Raw genomic sequence first — 13103 nt, forward strand, 5'->3', positions numbered from 1 at the left:
TTTAGAGTTCCAATGTTTGTAATACGTTTTCGGCGGCTTCCAAAGCCCCTTCGAGATATCCACCGAATTGCGGCGCCGTCTCTGTACCGGAAAAATATAATTGGCTGTCCCATAGACCAGTCAGTGCCGGGGGCAGCCCATAAGTCGGGTGTGCAAGAAGAGTGTCTTGGTCTGCGTGGGTCGCGGTGTAGGGATCAGAGGCCCAATCCTTGACGAACAACGCTTTGGGGTTTGCAGCTTTTGGTCCGAATAGGCGGATCAGTTGTGCGGACAGGTGTTGGCGTAGGTTTTGCTCATCTGTGCGGGCGCGGGGTGGTACACTAATGAACCCGAATAATGCATGGGGGCCGCCACGCGCGGGGGATGCATCGTGGATTTCGACCATCGGGCCAAAGCGGCTTTGCGCATCGCCAGACAATTCGTCTTCGCGCCAAAAGGGCGTGCTGTAAACGGCAACTGCCTTGGCCTGTCCCGCCATCCATGTAGGAATGCTCTGCAAGGATGCTATAGCCTCATCGGGCAGGGCAGGGGTGAATGTGATTTTGCCTGCGATACGTGGGGGTAAGCCGAGGATCACGCGGTCCCCGTTTAATTTGTCGCCATTGTCTAACGTAGCGGTGATCCCTGTATCGGTTTGCGTCAATGCCGTGACGACAGCATTCAGCCGTTTTCGATCTGTGGGTAAGTCATCGGCGAGCGCGGCAATCAGTGTTCCAAGCCCCCCTTCAACCCGCAATGCGCCCTGCATAGAGAAAAAACCGCGCCCACGCTGAACCTGTCCTCGCTCGTTTTCATAGACCAGATCGCCAGATGCAAACTGGTCGAACTTTTTAATATCCAGCTTCTGGATCAAGTCGGCGATGCGCGGTTGATCTGGCCAAAACCATGCTGGCCCGATGTCGAACGCGCCGCCCTCATGGTGCTCGGTTTTGATGCGTCCCCCAAATCGCGCACGGGCTTCGATTAACGTGTAATCGTGGCCTTTCTCTTCAAGTCCGCGGGCAACGGTGAGGCCAGACAAGCCGCCGCCAATGATGAGAGTTGTCATCCTCTAAAATCCTTCGGATGCGGGGCGCAGATCCAGCTCGTGAGTCCATGTCGACTGTGGTTGATGGACCAATTGCAAATATGCTTGCGCGATGTCTTCGGGTCTCATCATTTTTGAGGGATCAAGACTGTGTTGGTCGCGCGATTTGGCCGTGTCAATGATACCATCAAGAATGACGTGACAGACGTGGATACCTCTGAGTTGGTATTCCCGCGCAAGCGATTGTGTCAGGCCGCGCAGGGCAAATTTTGCACTGGCGAATGCCGCGAATTTCGCGCCGCCGCGCAGGGAAGCTGTTGCACCTGAAACGATGAACGTCCCCCCGCCAGCTTTTTCCATCTGAGGTAGGGTCGTTTGAGCGAGGATAAATGCACTCTGCACCATTGAGGTCCACGTCCGGGAAAAATCGTCCAAAGTCGTATCCGCAAGCGGAGCAATCACAAGCTCAGCTGTGTTGTGGATCACAATTTTGGGTGGACCGTAGTCGTTTATGATGCTTGTCAATTTGGTAGGCGCGGCGTTCATATCTGCCAGATCAAGGGCATGAAACTGGCCGATTGGATTTGAGGGTGCTGTTCGGCCAAGACCGACAACCTGATATCCGTCCTGTTCAACGCTTGCGCAAAGAGATTGGCCAAGACCCGTGCCGGCGCCCGCGACGATAGCGAGTGGTTTCTTGATTGTCATTTGGTCACCGGTGCTTTTGCGTGGGCCAAATGGCCCGTTTTGATCCAGATTTTTGCACCATCTTTGCCCGCGGTAACATGCAGTGCATCACCTTCTGGCAGTCGCAACCACGCGCCTTTGTCCAAAGTGTCCGCGCCATGCGTCACAGTGCCGTGGATCACCAACATCTCGGTTCCGCCAACGTCTGACTTGGATAAGGCCGCACCTGCATCAAGGTGGTGATAGGTCACAACTTCAAAGGCATCGCTGTGCAAATGCGCTGTTGCTACCCCATCGATCGGTGTGGCCAGTTCTTCTGCCATAGTCTTGCGGAATTGATTGCGATCATCTGGATCAAATTGCCAGAGTTTCACAAAAATTGTGCATCCCTCGTCCGAACCGGGAGTATGTGACGTGGTAGGCGGGTTGCGCACATAGGTCCCTTCAGGGAAGTCACCATGTTCGTCCTGAAATACTCCGTCGAGGACAATAAATTCCTCACCACCCGTATGGGTATGGGCGGAAAATTTGCTGCCTTTCGCATAGCGAACGATGGAGGTTGCACGCGCCACTTCCCCGCCGATCCGGTCAAGCATTCGGCGGTCAACGCCCTGCATAGGAGAGGGTATCCATTCAAGTTGTTCAGAGTGAATAGTGATCTGCTCTTTGAAATCGGCGTTCAGTTCCATTGTGGGCATCCTTTTGCGTGCTGGCTGTGTTCTGCGTAAATGTGGCTATCGGTAGGTTACGTGTTCAAGGTCTCGGTAGAGGGTTACGATTAGAATAGGCTGTAAGTGTATATCGGATCGGCAAGGCGGCTTCTGCCCGGATGATGTTGAGGATTTTGATCCGTAAGCCGCGTCCCATGAGGGGGAGCTTCCCATCGTTCAGTTTTTCTACAACCTCGGCTGTTCCTTTGATGTTTAACAAAGTGCCTGTTTCAAAATCAACGAACTGGAGGCCAATCCGATTGTCGGTCATGATGTTACCAAATGTGTTGTAAAAGTTGTTTCCCTTATAATCAGGGAACTGGAGTGTCATATCGTCCAGTACGGTCACAAAGCCGGGCATCCCGCCCCGATGGTTGATGTCGACACCGTCCCGCGGGTTATCGCTTAAATGCGCGGCACGCGATGCAATCAATAAGGTGTCGGCGCTGGTAACCTGTCTTATATCTGCGGCGCTCAGTGCCACCGCTTTGGTCAACGCTTGCCGTTCTGAGGGGCTTTTTGGCGTTTTGCTGCGGACTTGAATGTATTTTGGGCAATTGCCATAACTTTGATCCACGCGCATCGTGATAGTGCTGTCATTCACGGCCTCAATGGTGGCGTTGGCACGATTGCGGCGTTGCGTTTCAAACTCAATCCCGACCACGCTTACTTTTGCCCCAACAGTAAGGTTAAGGTTGTCGGGCTCGCCGAGTAGAGCGCAAGACGTGATTACCAGAGTCTTGTCGTCGGGAGACGTCAAAAAACCGGCCGCGCCTGTGCGCATGATGGCCCAAGGATGGCCGTCATCGTCTGCCGCACCAATGTGGATGCTCTCTAAGGCAGCGAAGAATTCGCGATGTTGATCGGGCAATTGGCCTCGGATCATGCGCAAGCCCAGCTGGTGTTGCCGTTCTTCAATGTTCAGCTTTTGGTGTAACTTGCGTTCGCCTTCGTGAAAGACACTGATTAAATCTGACATTGTGGAGCTCCTACCGCCTGTATGATACCTGCCAGTAGGTAGGTTTCGTGTCAATCTCGCCACCAGATAAATGTCCAACCTCGCGAAATGGTGAAGCCGCGTTATTAATAGCTGGGAGCACTATCAATTGACCCTATCAACAAACGACTTACTTAAAGTTGGATCTTGGTAGGTTTAGAGGAACGATAACGTTTGAGTGAAAGGGACAGCAAAGCATTGCTGTCTTCGATAGAACCTTCTAGTAGGTAGAGTCTTATTTAACTCAGAGGGACAAGTCATGATTGGGTATTCTACCATTGGTGTGAAAGACATCGAAAAAGCGAAAAAATTCTACACAGAACTCTTCGATGCGAAAGTTCAGGTCGACATTGGCCGTCTGGCAATGATCGGGAAAGCAATGGACGCACCGATGATCGCGGTGTGTAAGCCCTTCGATGGCAAAACGCCAAGTTGTGGTAACGGTTCTATGGTTGCATTTTCGACCTCATCGAAAGAGGAAGTAAATGAGCTCTACAACAAGGCAATCTCCCTAGGCGCGACATCCGAGGGCGCGCCTGGTCAGCGAATTGATGATGTTTTCTATGGTGCTTATGTCCGTGATCCGGATGGAAACAAAATGGCTTTCTACATCTTTGGTTGATTGGTTTCATTGCATTACCCGCCCGTCTTGAGAGATTGAGACGGGCATCGTCTGTTTCGAGAGGCTAATGGTGTCACTGCTCAGCCTTACCAAACAGGAGTTCTTACGGCTTCACATGAGTATCGTAAGTTTACACTCATTCCGCCGTGCACGCACTGAGCGCAGTTTGATCCGTCAAGTACAGCTTGTTTTGATGCGGCGAAAACAAGCCAAGATCAGCCCCAAAAAGGCGCCCTTTCGCTGGTCATGGTTGCTGCTGCCTGCACTTTGGAACCAACACCCTCACCCTCATGTTTCATAGATGTGAATAGACACCAAGGAGAATATCAAAATGGTACTTAAGGCACTTATGATGACAGCAACTGCATCTGCATTGATTGCGGGTGGCGCAATGGCTCAAGACACCAACACATCGGGCAGCGCTGCTCCAACAGCGACAGAAATGCCAGTAGAGGCACCGGAAAGGGCACCTACCTTCACCTCAATCAATGAAATGACCGTAGGCGATATCGTCGGTGAAAATGTTTATGAAGCAAGCGGGGCTACTATTGGTGAAATCGACTATATTGCCGGGAGCGGTGGTGCCGCGAGTGCGGTAGTCGGAATAGGCGGCTTTCTCGGCCTTGGTGAATACACCGTGGCCTTGCCACTTTCGGATTTCACTTACGATGCCGACCAACAGATGGTGAAAGTAGATACAACAAAAGATGCGTTGAAAGAGCAGCCGGAATTCGACGAGACCGATGTTGAAAGTCTACCTGAAGAGACCCGGCTGAGTGGCCTGATGGCCAGCGTAGACACAACAGCGCCTTCACGCGGTGCTGCTACAGATACCTCGAATTAACCTTGCCACGCTCATGAAAGAAACAGCACCCTGCTCAAAGCGGGGTGCTGGTAATATGCTCCGTGAAAGATGTACGGCGCTTTATATGTTTGAAGTTCGCTACTGACCAAAAGTAACTTCTCAGAAGAAAGAATTGTGTCACGCGGCAAAGGATTGCCACATCAGAAAGCCATAACATGTCAGAAGATAAACCAACCAACCCAGAAATCGAAGCGGCCCTCGAGCCAGAAGTTGCGGAAGCTCGCGGGATTGTTCGAAGCTCAGACGAACTGATCACCCTCATGATTTCTATGCTTATGACAAACAATATTTCCGCAGAAGCGATAATCTCGTATCTTACTGTTGAATTGGGGATTGCGGTTGAGAGAGCTGAAATGCTCTACAAAAACGTTTACAACGCTGGGCCATTCAGCATATAGACACGCCGCACAGCAAGAGCGCTACATGTAGATTTGCGGTGCCTTTCGTGGAATCTTTGCCCCGATTCCGAGACAACTATATCCCGATTTACAAAACTGATAATCAGGGTAAAGTTGTCTCGGATTAGCTTTAAAAGCCATGCAAACGCAATGCATTAATTATTTCCATTGTGAAATCGGAGCAAAGATTACGCGAAAATCGGGCCAAGATCCCGCGACGAAAAATATAACACAACAAAAAAGCCCGCCGAAGCGGGCTGACTATCCATCAACTGTATCTCTAATTGAGGCTAGGATCTTGACCGCGAGAGCGTCAGAGATATTGACATAAATGGCCCTTACCCCGATTTTTTCTGGATGACGAAAGGACGGGATCGACCCTGACATAATCTCGTCAAATACCTTCTCGAAGGGCCCTGCACCACGTTGGCACGCATATGCTATTGGGTGAATATTGTTGAAATTTTCAGGAGTGAATTCCGGTAGCGTTGATATCTTTCCGAGAAAATCATCAAGGTGTTGTCGCGCAAACACGACCTGCCGGACAGACCTAGGTCCAGTTCTGGGAATGAGTGGCTTTAAGACACCCGCACGATAGAGGACCTCAACTTGGCCTTTACTAGCACCGACATATTCGGGAACCTTCATCAGTGGCACCGCCGTTTTAAAGGATTGAATCAACGGGACGGCCTTGGCTGCGTCAAAGACCATGTTCCCGCTTTCAACTTCAGTTGCGTGTTCCGGCACCTGACCGAGGCTTTTGAGGAGACGAGAAAGGCGGCGATATTCAATGCCGACCTCGGAGGATAAGCTATATACTGTGTGAAACCGCCGCTTGTTGATTTCAACTCCAAGCACAGTCGTGCCAGGCTCCACCGCTGAGTGCTTCACAATATGGTCGCGAAGGATATCGCGGATAGGACCTGGGTCAACGGCATTACTACGACGGTCAAGCCAATCGAACAGCTTTCCATAATGTGCGAGTGCCCCGGCTTGAACAGCCTTTGCTGGTGACGTTTGACGAATGGTATCCAAAGCTTCCTCAACGGCTTTCGGCCCTTCCTGGTAAATTGAAAAACCAATATCGGTGGCCTCTTCGGTTTGCGCAGAAGTCAGTTTTGTCACCGCGACGCGATGACCATGCTCCAAAATGGCACCCAGCATTTCTGCTGCGGCCAAGACTTGCTCAGTGGTCTGGTCATTCATCCAGGAATCTTCGTAGTAGCTTGTGTCATGAAGGCGATTGCGGAGCCAACGCAAATATTCCGGCTCTATTGCATCAGCCACAAAGGGTTTTGCGAGTGGAGCGCCATCAAGCGAAACCCGCAGATTTGTGCCATTAGCCACGGGTGCCGTTTCCAGCAGAATTGAATGCAGATCACAACGCACAACATGCCTAAACCCCCACAACAGACGGAAACGACGATCATTCTTTTCTCCGTCTTCTGCCAAGCAGATAGGGCAATAACGCGACGCACGCGGCGAGAGAAATGTTTTGGACATCTCATGGCCACGAAAAGAGCTTGCCCGTAGAAATACGCGGATTGCTGTTGCCTCAAGCTCATGGCCAGAATGCCCAGTGGCATCGGCCAAGGCAGTTACTGTATCAGGCCGTCCCGAAACAAAGTGATCCTTGTGAATGCCGAGGTCCTTCAAAAGGCGGTCCATGCCGTGGCCTGTGTGCATCACAGAAAGCCGGTCAGTATAAGACAACAGCGTCTCCTCAGGATCGATAGGAAGCTGGGGCAATAGGTTCATTACTGGCTCCATCCAATGGATTCTAATTCGCGCTTCACAGCTTCCCAGCCAGAGGGATGAAATGGCGTCATTTCGATGTCCCCTTTAATTTTCCGGAATACCCGCTCGGCATGCTCGGGGGCCAGCTCTTCACGATTGCGAATGACTGCGTCACGCAGAATTTCCTTTCCCAGTGCAATACTACGGCCAACTTGACCGTGTTCAGCGAACAAAATCCGCTCCACAAAGGCATCCTCTGCGTGGACTTTTACTCCCAGCTTTTCTGCCGACATTGTAAAGTTCATTGCAAAGAGCCGCGCAGCATTGGACCCCGTGCGAATTTTGGAGAGTTCATAAACCCGGCACCGGCGAAACGTTTCACCAGAGGGCTCAGACATGATGGCATCGCGCAGGGCTGGCACGCCCGCGATCACGAGGGCCGCGCTGTTCTCTGACTGCATAAGATGCTTCAGGGACTGAATGGCTGTGCGCGTATCTTTACCAGGACCAGGCAGAAGCATGTGGTGGCTTTCATCGATAATGACGGTTTTGATCCCGACAATACTGAAGCGATGACGCGCCATTTCCCAAAGGTCGGCAGCACGTGATCTCGGGTCGACTTTATTGTAACCGGTTTTGGCAAGAATGATTTCCCCAAGCTTCTTAATAGTCGCATCAGGAGGCACCGTAACGACCAAGGTATTGCCGGTCAGGTCATCCTTGAATTTTGTCAAGACAGGGCTCTTGCGTAGCATACGTTGTAGCATTGCGGTCTTCCCGCTGCCGGATCCCCCAAGGACCATCAACCCCTTTGTCTCGCCGGTCAGAGGGTCGCGTCTAGGCTCCCCCGTCATCTGGCCCTGTTCATCCACGTCAAACAGATCTTCAACGAAGTCAGACATCATCTCGTCCTGCCCAAAACGCCAATAGCGGTCGTCCAGCCATTTGAGCTTTTCTGGAATGGTCACGGGGGTGATTGAAGTCGTGTCAGTCATATCTACTCCATTGAATCTTCGTCTGAAATATTCACGCTGGGATCAAATTGGTCAGGCGCAGCTTTAACTGTGGGTTCAGGCTGACTGTCGTCAAACTCCAGATCTCTATCGAGATCATCCAGCAAATTCCGATAGTCACCGGCGGCACGGCGACGTTCAGCCGTGTCAGCAAACCTTGAAAACCTTTCAACGTCGCGATCAAGATCAGCGGCGTCCTTTGGCAAGGAAATTAGCCCGGCCAAACGTTTCAGGCGATAGGATTCCGCGTTGACGTCATTGATGAAATCCTCTCGCGCATTACGTTCGTCTTCATCCCGATCAGGTTTGTCACGGAGCCAAACTCTCAGATCTGTATCGGTTTTGCCGATCCACATTGGGTCCCGAGCAGTGACTGTTGTCCAAGGGCCATCATCGGCCCGAATGCTAATCGCGCCGATGTCCCCGTCCCACCGCAGCACTTCAACCTCTTTGACCTTGGATCTAAGATAAAGATCCATTACTCTGTCCGTTTGGTAGTGGACGTGATTCATGAGAATCCCATCTCTATTGAGTTTGCGTCTCTTGCGGACCCCAAAAGCCTCCCTCATTTCTGCGCTCGTCAAAGAGCGCGGCGGACATTCTTTTACGGCTTTGGCCCATGCTTGTGCAGGCGACATGCCCAACGAGGAATGGGTTTTGGTATGATATGCGTCTACCGCCCACCGCACGAGCCAAGCCAAGAATGCTTCCAGCGTCAGGGTTGCGCGGCGCTCAGACTCATTTTCACCCTTTTCCACTACATTGCTGAATGCTCGGCCCGAAAATCGTAAAAGAAGGTCACTATGGATCGTCCGAAAAACGCGTTCAATGAAAGGCTTCAACCATGGCTTGCCAGCGGGCGCACCCATATTGGTGATGCCCAGAGAGGAAAGAATGTCGTAGGCATCATCCGTCACATAGGCCGAGCCTCGATCCAATACGATCATTTCCGGCGCACCTGCCATAGGCCAACCAAATTTGGCGCCTGCCGCATCCGCGATAGGGGTTTTGTCCATGTATATCATCTCGAGGGTTTGCTTGAGCGGCGTCTTCAAAGCCTTCGGCACAATCTGCAATGCCAACAGACACTTGGTATGGACATCAATCGCTGCGGAGAGCGTTACGCGGCGGGCCGCTCCATCCAAGCCAATCATATTTCTGATTGATGCGGGTAAATGATCAAAAAGGCCGGTATTTTCCATAAGAACAAACAAATCGACCGTATATTCGTCAACCTCCACGCGCTCTAAGGCTCTAAATGTTTCAACCCCCATGCCGACTGCATGCATGTCTTTATAGGCTTTGTCCCATCCATGCTTGCGGATCGCATGATCAATCGGCGCGTTCTCTTTGATCTTTGCTAGAACATAATCGTATCCGACCTGTTGAAGCTTTGCTGCGGGGACGGGCAATCGTTCACGACGCTTATTTTCAGCGTTTATGGCGCCTTGGACGCTCTCAACCAACGAAGTTATCGTTGGGCGTTCTTCATCCCAGAGCGTATTTAAGACCCTGCAAATTAGGGCATCTGTAGCGGTGCCATAGCGGGCGTATTTTCCACAGTTCCGGTAACTATCGAAGAGGCCGTCATCACCATCGATGCGCCACTGCCAAAACCACTTCCACATCGTATGGCCACTTTTAAAGCCCTTATGAAAATCGACATCCCGTTCGCGCTGAACGTCCGTTTTCTTGACGACCGCACCACCGCGTTTATTCTCTCGCATCAGTTGTGTCGTGATGTATTTATCGTAACGGATCCGGCCATTTGTCACGATTTCCACAACCCTTAAATCAAAGTCGTCGCGCGTGAGCTTCAGGCTGCCATTGTCCACCATTTCTTGGATCGCCAAGACAAACTGCTTGCGGAAACGCATGCGTGCGACTTCAACCAATTCTCTTTCACTCCGGCGCACCTGTTTTGGATCCACCGGTTTTGCCAACGGGCGGTTTAGTATCCTCAATGAGCCATAATTGTTTTCAGTGACAATATCTTCGTAGGACATGATGTTGAAATCACTGGCATGACATTCACCAGTCTCGTCATCCGTCCATTCATCCCAAGACACCAGATAGCCTTCTTTACGAAGCTCCAGCACGCTGCCTTTGCGGACCCCGATTTGAAAGTCGCAGCCTTTTTCAAGCAGAATCTTCACCTGTTTTTTAAACGGAGCAGCCATTACCCGGCCACCTTGCTGACGATCAAGGTTTGGCCTGTGATTTTGGCTTTGGTCACCAAGGCTACGCGTTTAGCGCGGATGGCGCGAATAACACTGAAATAGCCACGCCCGCCGATGCCGGCACGTTCCAGAAAGTCTTTAATATAGATTGGGTCTGATTGCTTCGAGAGGTGGCTCGAAACAATTTCATCCAAAACTGCATCAGGCTCCCGTGCCGCATGAAACAGCTTCGCGTTGTGCAACTCTTCGGGCCGAATGTTGCGTTCAGTAATCGTTTTTACATCATCGCAAATATTGCCAACGGCAGCTTTTTTAACCTGTGCAATAAGCGCCCTATATTCATATGTTTTGGCAATCCGTTCAGGCTTCACTGAAATACAGACCCGATGCCCGCTTGTATTGGTGAAGCGGAAATCAAAGAAATGCGTGCTCATGGCACCATTCGGCAAAACGAATGGCAGTGCCGCGAGTTGCTCCTCTAGGTCCAAGAAATCGGGCCTGTAGATTAGGCACAAAGCGGCGTTGTGCTCGCTGAGGCTGGCAAAGCCAAGACGCTGGGGTTGGTCGCCATTATTGTAAACCAATTCCCCCACAAAGTGCCCTTTTGAAGCTTTGGGGATATGGCGGATAGCACGGCTTTTTGCGGGCGCTTTTTTGAGGTGTTTTTCAGGATCGTTCATGGTTCAGTATTTCCATTTAGGGGGGGGGCCGCCCATATAATTTATAGGTCACCACGCCACTCTCAGCGTTGCGCAGTCGAGTAGATGGTTGATCTGTCCAGCTGACACCGACACACCTTCCCTGGCCCCGGACTTAGGCAGCCGAGGTTTCAGGATTTGCTTCAAGGGTGGATTATGCCGAAGGCACCAGACGGCTAATTCAGAATGACCAGGGTCGGCTCAGGTTACTTACCTTCCCGACAATCAGATCATTGGTTGGTTTTCATAATAGTTCACCCATTCATCAGACATAACTTCTCCATGGCCCGACAAGATATTGCCAAGCCGACTATCAATTTGAGGGGGAGAGATCTGCGCTTGCTTGGCCCTTTAGCGGGCTCTATATCTAGCAAGATAACCGGGCGATCTCAGCCCCAACTTTTGCGCGTGCCAATCTTTGGTGCGCGCTTTTTCATTCCGTATTCAGCCCAAGATCCGTTTTAACTAGCCAGATCTTAAGCAACATGTGGTGAGTTTCCACACCACGCATTATGAGTCAATAACCGTTTATTTTCATGTGCTTAAATAAAAAAAACGCGTTTCATTTTTTTTTAAATCTCTTCCATCAGAAGAAACTTCTATCCCAGCCAAGCTCGAATGAAACAACACTGGCTCCATCAGATTTGTGCGCCCCTTTTCTTAAGCAGTTTGCTCCATTTCTTTCGTCTGAGATGAATATACGGCTCAACATTTTGTGTGCATAGCCCATCGGAAACCGAACACGTGGACAAAGTGTATAGTTAACTCAGCTGGATAAATGAAACCCGCTCGATTTTTATTCGTAGGCCACTGGGGGGACAGGTGGGTATCGCTTCACAAACCCTTATGCACTCGTGATTGAGCGCATATCGCTGGAAGCAAAAACCCCGTGTTTCTTTTTGCAATTTTGGCAATGATGATTTTCTGTATCCAACGGGCTGAAACATCCTGACTGTCGAATTTTCGCGCCAAAGCGTGGCTTGAATATTCTCGATAATGAGGGGTCGATTCTGCCGCACCTACACATACTCTCAGCGACAGAGTGGTCGATGCAGTGCCGTGACTGACCCCATAGAGAGTGTTTTCAACGCAATCGGCTCAAAACTCCCCTTCACGTCAGATGTAGACGATGACTGGACCCAGCCCATTGACGCCCTTCGTTTCCGTTTGGGCCTCGCAGAGCGATTTCTGCAAAGTCGACCTTGATGCGAAGCGCAGTATCCCTCTATCACTTGCATTTATGGAGGCTTTCGCAAGTCATTCCGATAATGAAATGCTAAGAACCGTTAGGAGCTTGGAGTGCTTGGTGCCAATTCAAACCGCAATCTAGACCCTATTTGGGACGTGGGAGGCTATTCTTAAATGATCCGGCTCGGCCCCTTTCCCAATCCCAAAATAGCGTATGATCCCTATCTGGGCGCGTCCCTGCGCCAGCTTCGGGATTATCTCCGCCGTCCGAAGCAGGAGCGAGCGCAGCGGCGTGCCCAGATAGACGAATCTTTCTATTTCTGGGAGCCCGTTCAGTCAGCAGTTCAGGAAAGATGCTTCGAAAAATGCGTCTTTTGCGAGCGCTCATCACGGGACGTCGAGACATTAATAGAAACCTTTAGGCCGTTGCGTGATGCTGGGAACGGAAACGGCGACTCAGAGCAGGACCACTACGTATGGCTTGCCTACGAACCCGAAAACCTCATTTTGGTCTGCATCGAGTGCTCTAGCCGTAAGCGCACTGAGTTCCCAGTCATTGGCCCGCGCGCGCCCTACCTAACGCCAATGTCCGAGATCAGTGGTCGCGAAAAGCCCCTCATCGTAGACCCGTATCGCGGCAATCCCGAACGACATTTCCTCTTTCTCGCCGACGGGCGATGCGAAGGTGTGACCAAGGAGGGGCGGTTCACGTCTTGGCTTCTTGGCTTAAACGAAAGCAGGCTCCTCGGAGCCCGGGCGGGTGAGATGGACACTTTTCTTGGGCACCTTCGTGCCAGCATCGAAACCGATGGAAGAGGTGTAGCAGCATATCTCGACCCACGGACGCCCTTCGCCGGTGCTCGGATCGGAGTTGCCCGAAGGCTGTTTGGACCTGTCGCGGTTTGATGCCGCTCCTTTGATAGCATTTACTGTAACAAAGGAGATAAACTATGGGACTGAAACGGACGGACGAATTTCGCC

General features: G+C 51.3%; 12 protein-coding genes. 4 read left to right on the top strand and 8 right to left on the bottom strand.

The window, feature by feature from the left end:
- Position 1: 1 nt before the first annotated feature.
- From GGR95_RS17915 to GGR95_RS17930, 4 genes are all read right to left on the bottom strand, one after another.
- Positions 2–1048 (bottom strand): flavin monoamine oxidase family protein, encoded by a 1047-nt coding sequence (locus tag GGR95_RS17915; protein WP_184568246.1) that lies wholly within the window; start codon positions 1046–1048, stop codon positions 2–4.
- A 3-nt stretch (positions 1049–1051) separates the two neighbouring features.
- Positions 1052–1735, bottom strand: a complete 684-nt coding sequence (locus tag GGR95_RS17920) for an SDR family NAD(P)-dependent oxidoreductase (RefSeq protein ID WP_184568247.1) — start codon at positions 1733–1735, stop codon at positions 1052–1054.
- The gene (locus tag GGR95_RS17925) at positions 1732–2403 is read right to left on the bottom strand and encodes a cupin domain-containing protein (protein ID WP_184568248.1); all 672 of its coding nucleotides are present in this window, start codon (positions 2401–2403) and stop codon (positions 1732–1734) included. The genes GGR95_RS17920 and GGR95_RS17925 overlap by 4 nt, the downstream gene beginning before the upstream one ends.
- A gap of 64 nt (positions 2404–2467) precedes the next feature.
- On the bottom strand, positions 2468–3403 hold the full coding sequence (locus GGR95_RS17930; RefSeq protein WP_184568249.1) for a PNPOx family protein: 936 nt from the start codon (positions 3401–3403) through the stop codon (positions 2468–2470).
- A 277-nt stretch (positions 3404–3680) separates the two neighbouring features.
- On the opposite strand from GGR95_RS17930, the gene GGR95_RS17935 reads away from it, so the two are divergent.
- The 3 genes from GGR95_RS17935 (at position 3681) to GGR95_RS17945 (ending at position 5306) form a co-directional block, all read left to right on the top strand.
- Positions 3681–4043 carry a VOC family protein gene (locus tag GGR95_RS17935; RefSeq protein WP_184568250.1) on the top strand — a complete coding sequence of 121 codons (363 nt, stop codon included), beginning with the start codon at positions 3681–3683 and terminating at the stop codon, positions 4041–4043.
- A 331-nt stretch (positions 4044–4374) separates the two neighbouring features.
- A complete protein-coding gene (locus GGR95_RS17940) occupies positions 4375–4887 on the top strand; it encodes a PRC-barrel domain-containing protein (RefSeq protein ID WP_184568251.1) in 513 nt (170 codons plus the stop codon).
- 176 nt (positions 4888–5063) lie between these two features.
- A complete protein-coding gene (locus GGR95_RS17945) occupies positions 5064–5306 on the top strand; it encodes a hypothetical protein (protein WP_184568252.1) in 243 nt (80 codons plus the stop codon).
- A 261-nt stretch (positions 5307–5567) separates the two neighbouring features.
- Here the strand turns inward: GGR95_RS17945 and GGR95_RS17950 are convergent, their stop codons facing one another.
- Genes GGR95_RS17950 through GGR95_RS17965 form a run of 4 tightly spaced genes read right to left on the bottom strand, consistent with a single transcriptional unit; the run spans position 5568 to position 10916 of the window.
- The gene (locus GGR95_RS17950) at positions 5568–7064 is read right to left on the bottom strand and encodes a TniQ family protein (protein WP_184568253.1); all 1497 of its coding nucleotides are present in this window, start codon (positions 7062–7064) and stop codon (positions 5568–5570) included.
- On the bottom strand, positions 7064–8038 hold the full coding sequence (locus GGR95_RS17955) for a TniB family NTP-binding protein (protein ID WP_184568254.1): 975 nt from the start codon (positions 8036–8038) through the stop codon (positions 7064–7066). Before GGR95_RS17955 ends, GGR95_RS17950 begins: the two co-directional genes overlap by 1 nt.
- Before the next feature lie 2 nt (positions 8039–8040).
- On the bottom strand, positions 8041–10236 hold the full coding sequence (locus GGR95_RS17960; protein ID WP_184568255.1) for a DDE-type integrase/transposase/recombinase: 2196 nt from the start codon (positions 10234–10236) through the stop codon (positions 8041–8043).
- Entirely contained in the window at positions 10236–10916 is a 681-nt protein-coding gene (locus GGR95_RS17965; protein WP_184568256.1) for a hypothetical protein, read from the bottom strand. Before GGR95_RS17965 ends, GGR95_RS17960 begins: the two co-directional genes overlap by 1 nt.
- Before the next feature lie 1077 nt (positions 10917–11993).
- On the opposite strand from GGR95_RS17965, the gene GGR95_RS17970 reads away from it, so the two are divergent.
- Positions 11994–12140 carry a hypothetical protein gene (locus tag GGR95_RS17970; RefSeq protein WP_184568257.1) on the top strand — a complete coding sequence of 49 codons (147 nt, stop codon included), beginning with the start codon at positions 11994–11996 and terminating at the stop codon, positions 12138–12140.
- The last annotated feature ends 963 nt before the right edge of the window (positions 12141–13103 follow it).

The organism is Sulfitobacter undariae, from assembly GCF_014196805.1.
Classification (GTDB): domain Bacteria; phylum Pseudomonadota; class Alphaproteobacteria; order Rhodobacterales; family Rhodobacteraceae; genus Sulfitobacter; species Sulfitobacter undariae.